The 18245-nt window shown below is 58.9% G+C and carries 13 protein-coding genes, 1 tRNA gene and 1 pseudogene; all 15 read right to left on the bottom strand.

Annotated elements, in window-relative coordinates; all coding sequences use genetic code 11:
• Positions 1-116, bottom strand: a 116-nt coding sequence (locus tag P3T40_RS44190; RefSeq protein ID WP_035515644.1) for a GTP-binding protein, incomplete at its 3' end; no start/stop codon positions are given.
• A 47-nt stretch (positions 117-163) separates the two neighbouring features.
• Positions 164-2266 (bottom strand): elongation factor G, encoded by a 2103-nt coding sequence (gene fusA / locus P3T40_RS44185; RefSeq protein WP_429273963.1) that lies wholly within the window; start codon positions 2264-2266, stop codon positions 164-166.
• A gap of 133 nt (positions 2267-2399) precedes the next feature.
• Positions 2400-2870 carry a 30S ribosomal protein S7 gene (rpsG, locus tag P3T40_RS44180; protein ID WP_006053291.1) on the bottom strand — a complete coding sequence of 157 codons (471 nt, stop codon included), beginning with the start codon at positions 2868-2870 and terminating at the stop codon, positions 2400-2402.
• Between the two features lie 179 nt (positions 2871-3049).
• A complete protein-coding gene (gene rpsL / locus P3T40_RS44175; RefSeq protein ID WP_035935550.1) occupies positions 3050-3430 on the bottom strand; it encodes a 30S ribosomal protein S12 in 381 nt (126 codons plus the stop codon).
• Between the two features lie 219 nt (positions 3431-3649).
• Complete coding sequence (gene recQ / locus P3T40_RS44170; RefSeq protein WP_429273962.1) at positions 3650-5497, bottom strand: DNA helicase RecQ; 1848 nt, start codon at positions 5495-5497, stop codon at positions 3650-3652.
• Between the two features lie 266 nt (positions 5498-5763).
• Positions 5764-10002 carry a DNA-directed RNA polymerase subunit beta' gene (gene rpoC / locus P3T40_RS44165; RefSeq protein ID WP_429273961.1) on the bottom strand — a complete coding sequence of 1413 codons (4239 nt, stop codon included), beginning with the start codon at positions 10000-10002 and terminating at the stop codon, positions 5764-5766.
• Positions 10003-10023: 21 nt separating this feature from the next.
• A complete protein-coding gene (gene rpoB / locus P3T40_RS44160; protein ID WP_429273960.1) occupies positions 10024-14130 on the bottom strand; it encodes a DNA-directed RNA polymerase subunit beta in 4107 nt (1368 codons plus the stop codon).
• A 369-nt stretch (positions 14131-14499) separates the two neighbouring features.
• Positions 14500-14871, bottom strand: coding sequence for a 50S ribosomal protein L7/L12 (gene rplL / locus P3T40_RS44155; RefSeq protein ID WP_035554731.1), 372 nt, complete (start codon positions 14869-14871; stop codon positions 14500-14502).
• A gap of 63 nt (positions 14872-14934) precedes the next feature.
• Entirely contained in the window at positions 14935-15438 is a 504-nt protein-coding gene (rplJ, locus tag P3T40_RS44150) for a 50S ribosomal protein L10 (protein WP_429273964.1), read from the bottom strand.
• A gap of 301 nt (positions 15439-15739) precedes the next feature.
• Positions 15740-16438, bottom strand: coding sequence for a 50S ribosomal protein L1 (rplA, locus tag P3T40_RS44145; RefSeq protein WP_429273959.1), 699 nt, complete (start codon positions 16436-16438; stop codon positions 15740-15742).
• Positions 16439-16870: a 50S ribosomal protein L11 gene (rplK, locus tag P3T40_RS44140; protein ID WP_074262715.1), complete on the bottom strand. Its 432-nt coding sequence runs from the start codon at positions 16868-16870 to the stop codon at positions 16439-16441. It lies immediately after the preceding gene.
• 165 nt (positions 16871-17035) lie between these two features.
• Positions 17036-17593, bottom strand: a complete 558-nt coding sequence (gene nusG, locus P3T40_RS44135; protein WP_007180147.1) for a transcription termination/antitermination protein NusG — start codon at positions 17591-17593, stop codon at positions 17036-17038.
• Position 17594: 1 nt separating this feature from the next.
• The gene (secE, locus tag P3T40_RS44130; protein ID WP_074301410.1) at positions 17595-17975 is read right to left on the bottom strand and encodes a preprotein translocase subunit SecE; all 381 of its coding nucleotides are present in this window, start codon (positions 17973-17975) and stop codon (positions 17595-17597) included.
• A gap of 35 nt (positions 17976-18010) precedes the next feature.
• Positions 18011-18086 (bottom strand) — tRNA-Trp (locus P3T40_RS44125).
• 64 nt (positions 18087-18150) lie between these two features.
• Positions 18151-18245, bottom strand: a pseudogene (locus P3T40_RS44120) (elongation factor Tu); the annotation flags it as partial.

The following is an 18245-nucleotide window of genomic DNA, read 5'->3' as shown; positions in this document are numbered from 1 at the left end:
TTCGCGGTCAGCACCGTCGTGATCGCTGCCGTCAGCGTGGTCTTGCCGTGGTCAACGTGACCGATCGTGCCGACGTTCACGTGCGGCTTGGTCCGTTCGAATTTACCTTTAGCCATGTTTCTCTTCTTTCAAAAAGTTAATCGTTGAATGACTTGCCGCGCGCTTACTTCGACTTCGCGTTGATGATCGCTTCCGACACGTTGCGCGGTGCTTCCGAGTAATGCTTGAACTCCATCGTGTACGTTGCACGACCTTGGCTCAGCGAACGCAGCGACGTCGAATAGCCGAACATTTCCGACAGCGGCACTTCGGCGCGAACGATCTTGCCGCCACCAATCATGTCTTCCATGCCCTGAACAATACCGCGACGGCCCGACAGATCGCCCATCACGTTGCCCATGTAGTCTTCCGGCGTTTCGACTTCCACAGCCATCATCGGTTCGAGGATGACCGGGCTTGCCTTGCGCATTGCTTCCTTGAACGCCATCGAACCGGCCATGCGGAACGCGTTTTCGTTCGAGTCAACATCGTGGTACGAACCGAACGTCAGGTGAACCTTCACGTCAACGACCGGGAAGCCTGCCAGCACGCCAGCCTTCAGCGTTTCCTGGATACCCTTGTCGACTGCCGGGATGTATTCACGCGGAATCACCCCGCCCTTGATCTCGTCCAGGAACTCGTAACCCTTGCCTTGCTCGTTCGGCTCCAGCGTGATCACAGCGTGACCATACTGGCCGCGACCGCCAGACTGCTTGACGAACTTGCCGTCAACGTCTTCAGCCTTGCCGCGGATCGTTTCGCGGTAAGCAACCTGCGGCTTGCCAACCGTTGCTTCGACGCCGAATTCACGCTTCATCCGGTCAACCAGAATTTCGAGGTGGAGCTCGCCCATGCCCGAAATAATAGTTTGACCCGATTCTTCGTCCGTTTGCACGCGGAACGACGGATCTTCCTGAGCCAGACGGTTCAGCGCCAGGCCCATCTTTTCCTGGTCGGGCTTCGTCTTCGGCTCAACAGCCTGCGAAATCACCGGCTCCGGGAAAATCATGCGCTCGAGCACGATCGGGCTTTGCGGATCGCACAGCGTGTCGCCGGTCGTCGCGTCTTTCAGGCCGACTGCAGCAGCGATGTCGCCTGCGCGGACTTCCTTGATTTCTTCACGCTGGTTTGCGTGCATCTGCAGAATACGACCCAGACGTTCCTTCTTGTCCTTCGTCGCGTTCAGCACCGTGTCGCCCGAATTCACAACACCCGAGTACACACGGAAGAAGATCAGCTGGCCGACGAACGGGTCGGTCATGATCTTGAATGCCAGGGCCGAGAACTTTTCGTCGTCAGCAGCACGGCGCTCGCCCTTTTCACCGTTTTCCAGCTCGCCGGTAACCGGCGGGATGTCGATCGGCGACGGCAGGAAGTCGAGCACGGCGTCCAGCATCCGTTGCACGCCCTTGTTCTTGAACGCGGTACCGCACAGCATCGGCTGGATTTCGCAAGCGATCGTACGGTCGCGCAGACCCTTGACGATTTCCTCTTCCGTGAGCTCGCCCTCTTCGAGGTACTTGTTCATCAGCTCTTCGTTCGACTCAGCCGCTGCTTCGACCATCTTTTCGCGCCATTCGTTGCACGAGTCGACGAGTTCTGCCGGGATGTCTTCGTACGAGAACTTGGTGCCTTGGGACGCGTCGTCCCAAATGATCGCCTTCATCTTCAGCAGATCAACCACGCCCGTGAACGTTTCTTCAGCGCCGATAGGCACCACGACCGGAACCGGGTTCGCCTTCAGACGCAGCTTGAGCTGGTCGTAGACCTTGAAGAAGTTCGCGCCGGTACGGTCCATCTTGTTGATGAACGCGAGACGGGGAACCTTGTACTTGTTAGCCTGGCGCCATACGGTTTCCGACTGCGGCTGCACGCCGCCCACGGCGCAGTAAACCATGCATGCACCGTCGAGCACGCGCATCGAGCGCTCAACTTCAATCGTGAAGTCAACGTGGCCCGGGGTGTCGATGATGTTGATGCGGTGCTCAGCGCGGTCGCCAGCCATGCCTTTCCAGAAGGCCGTGGTAGCAGCGGACGTAATGGTAATACCGCGTTCCTGTTCCTGCTCCATCCAGTCCATGGTGGCAGCGCCGTCGTGAACTTCACCAATTTTGTGGTTCACGCCGGTATAGAACAGAATGCGCTCGGTCGTCGTCGTTTTGCCGGCGTCGATGTGAGCGCTAATACCGATGTTGCGGTAGCGCTCGATAGGTGTCTTGCGAGCCACTTTGATCCTCTATGGGGATAACGCGATGCGAGAAGTACCCATCGCGCTGTAACACAAACGGGCGAGGCGCTTTAAAAGCGCACCCGCCCGGAATTTCTTGCCGATTTCCTCTGCTAACCCGGGGTCGGGAAGCTTAGAAACGGAAGTGCGAGAACGCCTTGTTGGCTTCTGCCATCCGGTGAACTTCGTCGCGCTTCTTCATCGCGCCGCCACGGCCTTCGGCCGCTTCGGAGAGTTCACCTGCCAGACGCAGGGCCATCGACTTCTCGCTGCGCTTTTTCGCAGCTTCACGCAACCAACGCATCGCCAATGCCATACGACGCGACGGACGCACTTCGACCGGAACCTGATAGTTTGCTCCACCAACGCGACGGCTCTTCACTTCGACCACTGGCTTCACGTTGTTGAGCGCTACCGTGAACACTTCCAGCGGGTCCTTGCCACCCTTGGTCTGGATCTGTTCAAAAGCGCCGTACACGATACGCTCGGCAACCGACTTCTTGCCGGAGAGCATCAGCACGTTCATGAACTTGGCTACATCTACGTTACCGAACTTCGGATCCGGCAACACTTCCCGCTTGGGGACTTCGCGACGACGCGGCATGTTTCTTCCTTTAACTTTTCAGTTGGAGCTATTTCTAGCCCCGCGGCCACCAACTAACCCGATTCATCTCTAGCGACTTACCAGCCTGGTCGGGTGACCACTTACTCGACAGCACCGGCGATTCCGGCACCACCGCTATTACCGCCTTTGCAGGCGACCTGAAATACTTGACCGACTAATTACTTGCCAGCCTTAGCGCGCTTCGCACCGTACTTCGAGCGAGCTTGCTTACGATCCTTGACGCCCTGGGTATCCAGCGAGCCGCGAACCATGTGGTAACGCACACCCGGCAAGTCCTTCACACGACCGCCGCGAATCAGCACGACCGAGTGTTCCTGCAGGTTGTGGCCTTCACCACCGATGTACGAAATGACTTCGAAGCCGTTCGTCAGGCGCACCTTGGCGACCTTACGAAGTGCCGAGTTCGGCTTCTTCGGCGTCGTGGTGTACACACGGGTGCACACGCCGCGACGCTGGGGGCAGTCCTGCAAAGCCGGGCTCTTGCTCTTCACTGTTTCCGAAGCGCGGCCTTTGCGAACCAGTTGATTGATGGTTGGCATTGTTTATTCCTGAAATTGAACAAAATCGACGCAAATCTTTCTGGGCAAAGCAGAAACGATTGCGCATCGAACTTCCGGCGCAGATGTCGGCGCGCGAACTGACCTTGCGGGTATGTCGCCCAACGGCATTCCAAGAACCGGAACCTAGCATGATATTCCGAAAATGCTAAGCGAGTCAACAGGTTGCAAGGATTTGCACACCTGGGGACTTGCATGCACCTAGTCGGCACTCACCACTTCCAGCAATTCCCAGCCGAAGCGGTCGAGTTTGCGCGCTCCCATGCCCGGGATGCCACGCAGGTCTTCGATCGAACCGGGATCGTTGCGGGCGATTTCCGCCAGCGTGGCGTCGTGGAAGATGACATAAGCCGGCACGCCATCGGTCTTCGCCGTCTCTGTGCGCCAGGCGCGCAATCGGTCCCAGCGGGCCCGCTCGCGTGGCCCCATGCCGATGGTCGGATCAGCGCGCTCGCTAGTGCGCCCGGAAGACTGGCGCGTGCGAGTAGGCTTCACGTAGCGGCGCATGGTGACGTTCTGTTCGCCTTTGAGCACCGGCTTGCTCGCCTCGGTAAGCACGAGCGAACCGAAGCCTTCGTGGTCGACCGTTAGATAACCGAAGGCCACAAGCTGACGAAAGATGGCCCGCCATTCCGGTTCGCCCAGCGCCGCCCCGATGCCGAACGTAGTCAGCTTCTCGTGCCCGCGTTGCAGGATCTTCTCGCTACGGTTGCCGCGCAAGATGTCGATCAGGTGGCCGGCGCCAAAGTGAAACCCGCTCGCCCGCTGCGCGCGAAACACGCAGGACAGCGCCATTTGCGCCTCGCGCGTGGCATCCCACGTGTCGGGCGGCTCGAGGCACGTATCGCAGTTGCCACAAGGTTTGCTCGATTCGCCGAAATAGTTCAGCAGACGCACGCGCCGACATGTCGCGGCTTCGCATAGGCCGAGCAGCGCATCGAGCTTACCGGTCTGCACACGCTTGTGAGCGTCGTCGGCGTCGGACTCGTCGATCATCTTGCGCTGCTGCACGACGTCGCCGAGACCGTAGGCCATCCATGCGTTGGCCGGCATACCGTCGCGGCCGGCGCGGCCGGTTTCCTGATAATAACCTTCCACGCTCTTCGGCAAATCGAGATGGGCGACGAAGCGCACGTCCGGCTTGTCGATACCCATGCCGAAAGCAATCGTCGCGCACATCACGATACCTTCCTCGCGCTGGAACATCTCCTGATGTTTCTGGCGAATTTCGAACTCCATGCCCGCGTGGTAAGGCAGCGCGCGCATGCCCTTCTCTTTCAGCCACTCCGCGGTTTCTTCCACCTTCCGGCGCGACAGGCAATAGACCACGCCGGCGTCGGTCGTGCCGTCCGGCTTCGTGTGCTCAGCGCGAATGAAGTCGAGCAGTTGCGTCCGCGCATTATCCTTTTCGACGATGCGGTAGCGGATGTTCGGGCGATCGAAGCTGGAAACAAACACCCGTGCATCGTCCAGCGCCAGCCGGTGGATGATCTCGTCACGCGTGATGGCGTCGGCGGTAGCGGTGAGTGCGATGCGCGGCACGTTCGGAAAGCGCTCATGCAGCACTGACAGCTGAATATATTCGGGTCGGAAATCGTGCCCCCATTGCGAAACGCAATGCGCTTCATCAATGGCGAAGAGGCCGATCCGCGTGCGCTCCAGCAGTTCCTGGAAGCGCGAGGTCATCAACCGTTCCGGCGCGACATATAAAAGATCGATCTCGCCCTCGCGCAACGCACGCTCGGTTGCGGCGGCTTCAGGGCCAGACAGTGTCGAATTCAGATATGCCGCCCGTACACCGACTTCCTTGAGCGCCGCGACCTGATCTTGCATCAGCGCAATCAAAGGAGACACGACGATCCCGGCGCCAAGCCCTGCCTCCCGGCGCACGAGAGACGGGATCTGGTAACACAGTGATTTCCCGCCGCCCGTGGGCATCAGCACGAGGCAATCCCCGCCGCTGGCGACGTGCTCGACGATTTCGCCCTGCTGCCCTCGGAACGCGGGATAGCCAAATACTTCGTTGAGGATTTCGAGCGAACGGGACATGAATTTGAGAGAAGCAGCGTGATGCCGGTGACACGAATTTTACCAACGCATTCGCGCTGCGCCCGCGCTTTCCGTCAACGTTAGCCATTCGGCCTATAAATCGGCCAAGGGAAAGCGCAACAAAACGGACCGCGGTGCGTGGGACGGGAGTAAGTGCTAAAGCACTAACTCCTGTCGACAAAAAAAAGCCGCTCAGTCGAGACTGAGCGGCTTCGCCAGTTGATGAGCCCAAGCGGCTTGCGTCGCCTGGACTTACTCAACCGAACTTACTCGCCTGAGTGCTGCTGCTCGGCTGCCGGGGTTTCCGGCGTACCGAAGTCGAATGCCTCTTCCGCTGCGATCTGGTCGAAACGTTCGCGGTCGGACAGTTCCTTGCTCTTGCGTGCCTTGTGGAACGCGAGACCCGTACCGGCCGGAATCAGACGGCCGACGATCACGTTTTCCTTCAGACCGCGCAGATCGTCGCGCTTGCCCATAATCGCCGCTTCGGTCAACACGCGGGTCGTTTCCTGGAACGACGCCGCAGAGATGAACGAATCGGTCGACAGCGACGCCTTCGTGATACCAAGCAACACGTTTTCGTACGTTGCCGGACGCTTGTCTTCCGCGATCATACGGTCGTTCTCGTCGAGCATATCCGACCGCTCAACCTGTTCGCCCGGGATGAAACGCGTATCGCCGTTGTCCGTAATCTGCACGCGGCGCAGCATCTGACGAACAATCACTTCAATGTGCTTGTCGTTGATCTTCACGCCTTGCAGACGGTACACGTCCTGCACTTCGTCCACGATGTAACGCGACAGCGCTTCGACGCCCTGCAGACGCAGGATGTCGTGCGGATCCGCCGGCCCGTCGACGATCATTTCGCCCTTGTTGACGACCTGACCATCGTGCACCAGAACCTGCTTTTCCTTCGCGATCAGGAACTCGTGCTGGTTGCCCTCGAGGTCCGTGATAACGAGACGCTGCTTGCCCTTCGTGTCCTTACCGAACGACGTCGTACCCGTGACTTCCGCCAGGATACCTGCGTCCTTCGGCGAACGTGCTTCGAACAGTTCCGCCACACGCGGCAGACCGCCGGTAATGTCACGCGTCTTCTGCGATTCGGTCGGGATACGTGCGAGCACTTCACCCACCTGCACTTGCTGACCGTCCTTCACGGTGATCAGAGCGCCGACCTGGAAGCCGATCTGCACCGAGTGCTCGGTATTCGGAATCTTGACTTCTTCGCCGTTCGCATCGAGCAGCTTGACCTGCGGACGCACCGTCTTCGACGCTTGCGAACCGCGGCGCTTCACGTCGATCACGACCAGCGTCGAGAGACCCGTCACATCGTCGATCTGCTTGGCAACCGTCACGCCTTCTTCGACGTTTTCGAACTTCACCGTGCCACCGTACTCGGTGATGATCGGGCGCGTCATCGGATCCCACGTCGCCAGTTGCGTGCCGGCCTTGATCTGCGCGCCGTCCAGTTGCAACAGCGTCGCGCCGTACGGCACCTTGTGACGTTCACGCTCACGGCCGTGGTCGTCGGTGATCATCGCTTCGCCCGAACGCGAGATGACGATCTGCTCGCCCTTCGCATTCGTCACGTAACGCATTGTCGACGTGAAACGAACCGTACCGTTCGACTTGGCTTCAACCGACGAAGCCACTGCTGCACGCGATGCCGCACCACCGATGTGGAACGTACGCATCGTCAGCTGCGTGCCCGGTTCACCGATCGACTGAGCAGCGATCACGCCCACTGCTTCGCCAACGTTGACCGACGAGCCACGGCCCAAGTCGCGGCCGTAGCAGGCTGCGCACAGACCGTAACGCGTTTCGCAAGTCAGCGGCGTACGCACGCGCACTTCGTCGATGCCGAGGCGTTCGATTTCTTCAACCGCGTCTTCGTCGAGCAACGTGCCTGCTTCGTACAGCGTTTCCTGCGATTCCGGATTGACGACGTCAGCTACCGCCACACGACCGAGGATACGGTCACGCAGTGCTTCGACGACTTCACCGCCTTCGACCAACGCCTTCATGGCGACGCCGTTCGACGTACCGCAATCGTCCTCGACCACCACCAGATCCTGCGTCACGTCAACCAGACGACGCGTCAGGTAACCCGAGTTTGCCGTCTTCAGTGCCGTATCAGCCAGACCCTTACGTGCACCGTGGGTCGAGATGAAGTACTGCAACACGTTCAGGCCTTCACGGAAGTTCGCCGTAATCGGCGTCTCGATGATCGAGCCGTCCGGCTTCGCCATCAGGCCACGCATACCGGCCAGCTGACGAATCTGAACTGCGGAACCACGAGCACCCGAGTCAGCCATCATGTAGATGGAGTTGAACGACTCTTGACGCGTTTGATTGCCGTCACGATCGACCACCGGCTCCGTCGACAGCTGTTCCATCATCGCCTTGCCGACCGCTTCCGACGTTGCCGACCAGATGTCGACCACGTTGTTGTAGCGCTCTTGCGACGTGACGAGACCCGACATGTACTGACGGTCGTATTCCTTCACCTTCTTCGCGGCGTCGCCGACGATGGTTTCCTTTTGCGGCGGCACGAGCATGTCGTCCACGCAAATCGAAATACCAGCGCGCGTTGCCAGACGGAAACCCGACTGCATCAACTGATCGGCGAAAATCACCGTTTCACGCAGACCGCACTTGCGGAATGCGGTGTTGATCAGACGCGAGATTTCCTTCTTCTTCAGCGGCTTGTTCAGCACCGAGAACGGCAGGCCCGGCGGCAGGATTTCCGACAGGATTGAACGGCCGACGGTCGTTGCATACAGCGTGATCTTCGGCACGAATGCCGGCGCACCTTCCGACTTGTCTTCGTTGTGGACCATTTCAGTGATCCGCACGTTGACGCGCGAGGCGAGCTCGACTTCCTTGTTCTCGTACGCACGCAGCGCTTCCGAGACGCCCGTGAACGTCAGGCCTTCGCCCTTGGCGTTCACGGCTTCGCGGGTCGCGTAGTACAGGCCGAGCACGATATCCTGCGACGGCACGATCGACGGATCGCCGTTGGCCGGGAACAGGACGTTGTTCGACGCCAGCATCAGCGTACGCGCTTCCATCTGCGCTTCGAGCGACAACGGCACGTGCACGGCCATCTGGTCACCGTCGAAGTCGGCGTTGAACGCCGCGCAAACGAGCGGGTGCAGCTGGATTGCCTTACCTTCGATCAGCACCGGCTCGAAAGCCTGAATGCCAAGACGGTGCAGCGTCGGCGCACGGTTCAGCATGACCGGATGTTCGCGGATCACCTCTTCCAGGATGTCCCACACCACCGGCGTCTGGTTCTCGACTTCCTTCTTCGCAGCCTTGATGGTGGTAGCGACACCCATCACTTCGAGCTTGTTGAAGATGAACGGCTTGAACAGTTCGAGCGCCATCAGCTTCGGCAGACCGCACTGATGCAGCTTGAGCGTCGGGCCGACCACGATCACCGAACGGCCCGAGTAGTCAACGCGCTTACCGAGCAAGTTCTGACGGAAACGACCGCCCTTACCCTTGATCATGTCAGCGAGCGACTTCAGCGGACGCTTGTTCGCGCCGGTCATGGCCTTACCGCGACGACCGTTATCGAGCAGCGAATCGACAGCTTCCTGCAGCATCCGCTTTTCGTTGCGGACGATGATTTCAGGCGCCTTCAGTTCGAGCAGACGCTTCAACCGGTTGTTACGGTTGATCACGCGGCGATACAGGTCGTTCAGGTCCGACGTCGCGAAACGACCGCCATCCAGCGGCACCAGCGGACGCAGTTCCGGCGGCAGCACCGGCAGCACTTCGAGCACCATCCAGTCAGGCTTGATGCCCGAGCGTTGGAAAGCCTCGAGCACCTTCAGGCGCTTCGCGTACTTCTTGATCTTCGCTTCCGAACCCGTGTTCTTGAGTTCGGTGCGCAGCATCTCGACCTGTTCGTCGATGTTGATCGCGCGCAGCAGCTCGCGCACACCTTCCGCACCCATCTCGGCACGGAATTCGTCACCGTACTCTTCGACCTTGTTGTAGTAATCCTCTTCCGTCATGATCTGCCGCGCTTTCAGCGGCGTCATGCCCGGATCGATCACCACATATGCTTCGAAGTACAGCACGCGTTCGATGTCGCGCAGCGTCATGTCGAGCACCATGCCCAGACGCGACGGCAGCGACTTCAGGAACCAGATGTGCGCAACCGGCGAGGCCAGTTCGATGTGGCCCATCCGTTCGCGACGCACCTTCGCCAGCGTGACTTCAACGCCGCACTTCTCGCAGATCACGCCGCGGTGCTTCAGGCGCTTGTACTTGCCGCACAGGCATTCGTAGTCCTTGATCGGCCCGAAAATCTTCGCGCAGAACAGACCATCACGTTCCGGCTTGAACGTCCGGTAGTTGATGGTTTCCGGCTTCTTCACTTCACCGAACGACCACGAACGGATCTTGTCCGGCGAGGCCAGACCGATCTTGATTGCGTCAAAAACTTCTTCTTGTTGGACTTGCTTGAATAGATCGAGCAGAGCTTTCATTGCTTTCTCTCCGTAGTCCGATTAGTTGCGGTCGAGGTCGATGTCGATACCCAGCGAGCGGATTTCCTTCACCAGCACGTTGAAGGATTCCGGCATGCCGGCGTCGATCACGTGATCGCCCTTGACCAGGTTCTCATAGACCTTGGTCCGGCCAGTCACGTCGTCCGACTTCACCGTCAGCATTTCCTGCAGCACGTACGATGCGCCGTACGCTTCGAGCGCCCACACTTCCATTTCACCGAAACGCTGGCCACCGAATTGCGCCTTACCGCCCAACGGCTGCTGCGTCACGAGCGAGTACGGGCCCGTGGAACGCGCGTGCATCTTGTCGTCGACCAAGTGGTGCAGTTTCAGGTAGTGCATGTAGCCGACCGTCACCGTCCGTTCGAACATCTCACCCGTGCGGCCGTCGTACAGACGCACCTGGTTCTTCGACGGCGTCATGCCGAGGTTCTTCGCGATGTCGTCCGGGAAGGCCAGATCCAGCGCGCGCGACATTTCTTCTTCCGTCGCACCGTCGAACACCGGCGTGGCAAACGGAACGCCTTCGCGCAGGTTCTTCGCCAGTTCGACGATCTCGTCGTCCGTGAAGCTGTCCAGCTCTTCAGCGCGGCCCGACTCGTTGTAGATCTTGGTCAGGAATTCGCGCAGTTCTTCGATCTTCGCCTGACGCTGCAGCATTTCGCCGATACGCCAGCCGAGACCCTTCGCGGCCCAACCCAGATGCACTTCGAGAACCTGACCCACGTTCATCCGCGACGGCACGCCGAGCGGATTCAGCACGACGTCAGCCGGACGGCCATCGGCCATGTACGGCATGTCTTCGATCGGAACGATCTTCGACACCACACCCTTGTTACCGTGACGACCAGCCATCTTGTCGCCAGGCTGCAGACGGCGCTTGACTGCCAGGTACACCTTGACCATCTTCAGCACGCCCGGCGGCAGTTCGTCGCCTTGGGTGAGCTTCTTACGCTTTTCTTCGAATGCCAGGTCGAACTGGTGACGCTTCTGTTCGATCGAGTCCTTGATGGCTTCGAGCTGTGCCGCTGCTTCTTCGTCCGCGAGGCGGATGTCGAACCAGTGGTAGTGATCCAGATCCTGCAGGTAAGCCTGCTCGATCTTCGTGCCCTTCGCCAGCTTCTTCGGACCACCGTTCGCGACCTTGCCGTCGAGCATACGTGCGAGACGCTGGAACGCGTCGCCTTCCACGATGCGCAACTGGTCATTCAGGTCGAGGCGATAGCGCTTCAGTTCATCGTCGATGATCTGCTGAGCACGCTTGTCGCGCTGGATGCCTTCACGCGTGAACACTTGCACGTCGATGACCGTGCCGCTCATGCCGGACGGCACGCGCAGCGACGTATCCTTCACGTCCGAAGCCTTCTCACCGAAAATTGCACGCAGCAGCTTTTCTTCCGGCGTCAGCTGGGTTTCGCCCTTCGGCGTCACCTTACCGACCAGCACGTCGCCCGCTTCGACTTCCGCGCCGATGTAGACGATGCCCGACTCATCGAGACGGCCAAGTTGCACTTCAGCCAGGTTCGAGATGTCGCGCGTGATTTCTTCCGGTCCGAGCTTCGTATCGCGAGCAACGACGTTCAGTTCTTCGATGTGGATCGAGGTGTAGCGGTCGTCAGCAACCACCTTCTCCGAGATCAAAATCGAGTCTTCGAAGTTGTAGCCATTCCACGGCATGAACGCGACCAGCATGTTCTGGCCGAGAGCCAGTTCGCCGAGGTCGGTCGATGCACCGTCAGCCAGCACGTCGCCACGCGACACGATGTCGCCGACCTTCACGATCGGGCGCTGGTTGATGTTCGTGTTCTGGTTCGAACGCGTGTACTTGATCAGGTTGTAGATGTCCACGCCGACGTCGCCAGCAGCGGCTTCATCGTCATTCACGCGAATCACCATACGGCCTGCGTCGACGTAATCCACCACGCCACCGCGGAATGCCTGAACCGTCGTACCCGAGTCGACTGCCACCGTGCGTTCGATACCCGTACCGACCACGGCCTTTTCGGGACGCAGACACGGCACAGCCTGACGCTGCATGTTCGAACCCATCAATGCACGGTTCGCGTCATCGTGCTCGAGGAACGGAATCAGCGAAGCTGCCACCGAGACGATCTGCGACGGCGCCACGTCCATGTACTGGATGCGGTCCGGCGTCACCATCAGCGTTTCGCCTGCTTCACGCGACGACACCAGTTCGTCGGTCAGCGAGCCGTCAGCAGCCACCGCCGCGTTCGCCTGAGCGATCACATAACGGCCTTCTTCGATCGCCGACAGATAGTCGATCTGATCCGTCACCTTGCTGTCCACGACCTTGCGATACGGCGTTTCGAGGAAGCCGTATTCGTTCAGGTGCGCGTACAGTGCGAGCGAGTTGATCAGGCCGATGTTCGGACCTTCCGGCGTTTCAATCGGGCACACACGGCCATAGTGGGTCGGGTGCACGTCGCGAACTTCAAAGCCAGCGCGCTCACGCGTCAGACCGCCCGGGCCAAGAGCCGAAACACGGCGCTTGTGGGTGATTTCCGACAGAGGGTTGGTCTGGTCCATGAACTGCGACAGCTGCGACGAACCGAAGAACTCGCGAATCGCCGACGAAATCGGCTTCGAGTTGATCAGGTCGTGCGGCATCAGGTTTTCGCTTTCAGCCTGACCCAGACGTTCCTTCACGGCACGTTCGACACGCACGAGACCAGCACGGAACTGGTTCTCTGCCAGTTCACCGACGCAACGCACACGACGATTGCCCAAGTGGTCGATGTCGTCCACTTCGCCCTTGCCGTTACGCAGTTCGACCAGGATCTTGATCGTCGCGAGGATGTCGTCGTCCTGCAGCGTCATCGGGCCGACAATTTCGTCGCGGCCGACACGGCGGTTGAACTTCATACGACCCACCTTGGACAGGTCGTATGCGTCTTCGCTGTAGAACAGACGGTTGAACAGCGCCTCGACCGCTTCTTCGGTCGGCGGCTCGCCCGGACGCATCATGCGGTAAATCGCGATGCGAGCGGCCATCTTGTCGGCGGTTTCGTCGATACGAAGCGTCGACGAGATGTACGGACCTTGATCGAGATCGTTCGTGTAGAGCGTCTGGATGTCCTTGATCTTCGCTTCGCGCAGCTTTTCGAGGACGGTCTCGGTGATTTCGTCGTTCGCGTTAGCGATGACTTCACCGGTGTCGCCGTCGACGACGTTCTTCGCCAGCACGCGGCCGAGCAGATAGTCTTCGGGTACCGAGATGAACTTCGTCTTCGCGTTTTCGAGGTCGCGAATGTGCTTGGCGTTGATCCGCTTATCCTTCTGGACGATCACGTTACCGTCACGGTCCGTGATGTCGAAGCGCGCGACTTCACCACGCAGACGCTCCGGCACGAATTCCATCTGCGCGCCTTCCGGCATCAGCGTGAAATTGTCGAACACGAAGAAGTTTGCGAGGATCTGTTCCGGCGTGAGGCCAATGGCCTTCAGCAGGATCGTGACCGGCATCTTACGGCGACGGTCGACGCGGAAGTACAGCACGTCCTTCGGATCGAATTCGAAGTCGAGCCACGAACCACGGTAAGGGATGATACGTGCCGAGAACAGCAGCTTGCCCGAGCTATGCGTCTTGCCCTTGTCGTGTTCGAAGAACACGCCAGGCGAGCGGTGCAGCTGCGAAACGATCACACGTTCCGTACCGTTGATGACGAACGAACCAGTCGGCGTCATGAGCGGAATTTCGCCCATGTACACTTCCTGTTCCTTCACTTCCTTGACGACCGGCTTGCTCGGCGATTCCTTGTCGAGCAGCACCAGGCGCACCTTCGCGCGCAGTGCCGAACAGTACGTCAAACCGCGCTGCTGACATTCCTTGATGTTGAATGCCGGCGGCGACAGCATGTAGCTGACGAACTCTAGACGGGCGAAGCCGTTGTGAGAAACAATGGGAAAAACGGACGTAAACGCCGCTTGCAGGCCTTCCGGCTTGCGTTGCGTCGAAGACGTGTCGGCTTGCAGAAACGTGCTGAATGATTCAAGCTGGGTAGCCAGCAGGAAAGGTACTTGGTGAACGATGGGGCGCTTCGCGAAACTCTTGCGAATACGCTTCTTCTCGGTGAAGGAATATTGCATACGATCTCCGAATCACGGCGGGCATTGTTGTCGAGGCAGGATACCTTGATGAGACAACCCGAGTGTTCACCGACTGAGACCCGATGGCCGTCCGATGGCTTGAACGAGCCTAGAAGCTTGGTGGTTGGCCGCTACCAACCGCTGGCTGACGGCAGCGGATGCCTATGTTGCCCGCTACCCGACCAAACTTGCCTTCTGCAGTCGCTTCAGAAGACAAAGAGAATCGCCGGTCAATATTGCCGAAAGGCGGTTTTCTTTGGCCTCTGGGGTCACGCTTTTGCCGAAATTACCGCGCAAAAACGTGGTTCCCACAAAGCACAAAAAGGCCGGCGGTGGAAAACCGCCAGCCTTCGCACAGCGCGCCGAAACTTACTTGATTTCAGCTTTCGCGCCGGCTTCTTCCAGCTTCTTCTTGGCTTCTTCAGCTGCAGCCTTCGGTACCGCTTCCTTAACAGGCTTCGGTGCACCGTCGACCAGATCCTTCGCTTCCTTCAGGCCGAGACCCGTCAGTTCGCGAACAGCCTTAATGACCGAAACCTTGTTCGCGCCGACTTCCGTCAGGTTGACCGTGAATTCGGTTTGCTCTTCAGCAACAGCCGCAGCTGCGCCTGCCGGGCCTGCCACTGCAACAGCAGCTGCCGACACGCCAAACTTTTCTTCGAACGCCTTAACCAGCTCGTTCAGTTCCAGAACCGACATCGAGCTTACCGCTTCGAGGATGTCTTCTTTTGCGATTGCCATTTGAAATACTCCTAAATTGAATTCGGATACAGCCAGCGATCAATCACGCTCGACTGAAGTGCGTTACGCAGCGGTTTCTTCGCCTTGTTTCTTTTCTGCCAGCGCGGCCAGAGCGCGCGCGAAGCCGGAAACAGGTGCTTGCATAACGTACAACAGCTTGGAGAGCAGTTCTTCGCGGCTCGGGATGTTTGCCAGCGCTTGCACGCCAGCCTTGTCCATCACCTTGCCTTCGTAGGAACCAGCCTTGATGATCAACTTGTCATTGGTTTTGCCGAAGTCGTTGACGACCTTGGCAGCAGCAATTGCATCTTCCGAGATGCCGTAGATCAGGGGACCAGTCATCTGCTCTGCCAGCGGAGCAAACGGGGTACCTTCGACAGCGCGACGCGCCAGCGTGTTCTTCAACACGCGAAGGTAAACCTGTTGCTCACGCGCTTTCGCGCGCAGCTTGGTCAGATCGCCAACCGCGATTCCACGATACTCAGCCAGAACCACGGTCTGGGCTCTCGCGACTTGCGCGGCAACCTCAGCGACGACGGCCTGCTTGCTTTCTTTGTTGAGTGGCACGGTTAACCTCCAGATTCGATACACGCAGCGTGCGCCTTGTGTACCGCGTTCAATAACGGCGTCCGACCAGTCAGGAGTATTTCGACCGCCCATTCCCCACATTGCTGCGGACAACCAACGGTTTCATCACTACAAAACCTTTTCGGGTTCGCCATCTGCGTTGGCTTTACATTAAGGGTCGGCCTACCTGCTGCTTTCCCGCCAACGGTCTTTGACAACCGGTCGCTCGATGCAGACTGCCATCTTGCGACCGCCCAAAGCCCATAAAACCACCCCGACTCACATCGAGGCGGCAAATTTTTTACTGTGCAGCGATCGTTGCTTGATCGACGCGAACACCCACGCCCATCGTGCTCGACAGCGCGACCTTACGCAGGTATACACCCTTGCTCGTTGCCGGCTTCGCCTTTTGCAGCGCTTCGACGAGAGCGTTCAGGTTGCTGCGCAGAGCCGTCGGCTCGAACGAAGCACGGCCGATGGTGGCATGGATGATACCGGCCTTGTCGACACGGAATTGCACCTGACCAGCCTTGGCGTTTTTCACAGCCGTTGCGACGTCCGGCGTCACGGTGCCGACCTTCGGGTTCGGCATCAGGCCGCGCGGGCCAAGGATCTGACCGAGCGTACCGACGACGCGCATCGTGTCCGGCGAAGCGATCACGATGTCGAAGTTCAGGTTGCCGGCCTTGACTTGTTCAGCCAGGTCTTCCATACCGACGATTTCGGCGCCGGCTGCACGAGCTTGCTCAGCCTTTTCGCCTTGGGCGAACACGGCCACGCGGACCGACTTACCGGTACCAGCCGGCAGCACGACCGAGCCGCGAACGACTTGGTCCGACTTCTTCGCGTCGATGCCGAGTTGCACAGAAACGTCGATCGATTCGTCGAACTTCGCGCTTGCGCACTCTTTCACGAGCGACAGCGCTTCGTCGATCGCATACAGCTTCTGGCGATCAACCTTGTTTGCAAATGCTTGCAGACGCTTCGAAAGCTTAGCCATTTACACGCCCTCCACGGTGATGCCCATCGAGCGGGCGCTACCAGCGATCGTACGGACCGCTGCATCCAGGTCAGCTGCCGTCAGATCGGGCATCTTGGCCTTGGCGATGTCTTCAGCTTGAGCGCGCGTGATCTTGCCGACCTTGTCGGTGTGCGGCTTTGCCGAACCCTTGTCGATCTTCGCTGCCTTCTTGATCAGAACCGTAGCCGGCGGCGTCTTCAGAACGAACGTGAAGCTCTTATCGGCGAACGCGGTGATCACGACCGGAATCGGCAGACCCGGTTCCATTGCTTGAGTCTGCGCGTTAAACGCCTTGCAGAACTCCATGATGTTCAGGCCACGCTGGCCAAGTGCCGGACCGACCGGCGGCGACGGGTTGGCTTTACCTGCAGGAATCTGCAGCTTGATAAAGCCGATGATTTTCTTTGCCATGTTGAAAACCTCGTTGGAACGCTGCACGACTGCGTGCTGGCGTTCAGTGAGTAGTAGCGCGCGTTCGCCGAAAAAGCTGGCTACTGACGCTCCTCAACGGCCATTACGCGGACCGTAAGCGCGAAATACGGAACGCGCCGTTAGGCGCGCTCCGCAGAATCCTGATTACAACTTTTCGACCTGACCGAATTCCAACTCGACCGGTGTTGCGCGGCCGAAAATGGTGACCGATACACGGACGCGCGACTTTTCGTAATTCACTTCTTCGACGCTGCCGTTGAAATCCGTGAACGGACCGTCCTTGACGCGAACCATCTCGCCGACTTCGAACAGGGTCTTCGGGCGCGGCTTCTCAACGCCTTCCTGCATCTGCGACATGATCTTCTCGACTTCCCGCGGGGAAATCGGGCTAGGACGATTGCGCGCACCGCCCACGAAACCCGTCACCTTTGCCGTGTTCTTCACGAGGTGCCACGTTTCATCCGTCATTTCCATCTCGACCAGCACATAGCCCGGGAAGAAACGACGCTCTGTCACCGACTTGTGACCGCCTTTGACTTCTACTACTTCCTCAGTCGGCACCAAGATCTGGCCAAACTGGTCTTGCATGCCAGCACGTTCGATACGCTCCTGAAGCGCACGTTGCACGCTCTTCTCCATGCCGGAGTAGGCGTGCACAACGTACCAACGTTTTCCACTCGGGGATGCCGGAGTATCGCTCATATCATTTCCAACCCAGAATCGCCGAGAAAATCGCCCATTCAATGGATTTGTCGCAAATCCAGAGAAACACCGCCATGATGAACACGAAAGCGAACACCACAAGCGTTGTTTGCGTCGCCTCTTTACGAGTCGGCCAGACAACCTTGCGGACTTCCTTGTACGAGTCCTTGGCGAATGCGATGAAACCCTTACCGGGCGCGGAGAGAAGTCCGACTGCAACACCCGCGATGACGCCAACAGCCAAGGCGGCTCCGCGGACGTACCATTCCTGGCTACCGAGCCAGAAGAACCCCACGAACCCGGCCAAGACCAACAATACACCCGCAGCGAGCATCAGCTTGTCGCCGGAAGTATTTACAGTTTCGACGGAAGGATTCGCCATAACACCTTAACGAGCGCCACAAGCGGCGCGAGAGTTGGCAGGGGCAGAGGGAATCGAACCCCCAACCTTCGGTTTTGGAGACCGACGCTCTGCCAGTTGAGCTATACCCCTAAACCATTTTGGGGTTGACGACACCGCCAACCCCGAAACTTCTAATCAACGAGTACTGGCTGGCTTACTCGAGAATCTTGGCAACGACACCTGCACCGACGGTACGGCCACCTTCACGGATAGCGAAGCGCAGACCTTCTTCCATCGCGATCGGGTTGA

This window comes from Paraburkholderia sp. EB58 (assembly GCF_050436665.1).
Taxonomy (GTDB): Bacteria; Pseudomonadota; Gammaproteobacteria; order Burkholderiales; family Burkholderiaceae; genus Paraburkholderia.
Note: the sequence above shows the minus strand (reverse complement) of the source record. Positions and strands in the feature narration are given on the sequence as shown.

Coding starts and splice junctions, on each gene's coding strand:
- nusG (WP_007180147.1), bottom strand. CDS start 17,593: ATGAGCGATACTCCGGCATCCCCGAGTGGAAAACGTTGGTACGTTGTG.
- rplK (WP_074262715.1), bottom strand. CDS start 16,870: ATGGCAAAGAAAATCATCGGCTTTATCAAGCTGCAGATTCCTGCAGGT.
- recQ (WP_429273962.1), bottom strand. CDS start 5,497: ATGTCCCGTTCGCTCGAAATCCTCAACGAAGTATTTGGCTATCCCGCG.
- rpoB (WP_429273960.1), bottom strand. CDS start 14,130: ATGCAATATTCCTTCACCGAGAAGAAGCGTATTCGCAAGAGTTTCGCG.
- secE (WP_074301410.1), bottom strand. CDS start 17,975: ATGGCGAATCCTTCCGTCGAAACTGTAAATACTTCCGGCGACAAGCTG.
- rpsL (WP_035935550.1), bottom strand. CDS start 3,430: ATGCCAACCATCAATCAACTGGTTCGCAAAGGCCGCGCTTCGGAAACA.
- rpoC (WP_429273961.1), bottom strand. CDS start 10,002: ATGAAAGCTCTGCTCGATCTATTCAAGCAAGTCCAACAAGAAGAAGTT.
- rplA (WP_429273959.1), bottom strand. CDS start 16,438: ATGGCTAAGCTTTCGAAGCGTCTGCAAGCATTTGCAAACAAGGTTGAT.
- rpsG (WP_006053291.1), bottom strand. CDS start 2,870: ATGCCGCGTCGTCGCGAAGTCCCCAAGCGGGAAGTGTTGCCGGATCCG.
- rplL (WP_035554731.1), bottom strand. CDS start 14,871: ATGGCAATCGCAAAAGAAGACATCCTCGAAGCGGTAAGCTCGATGTCG.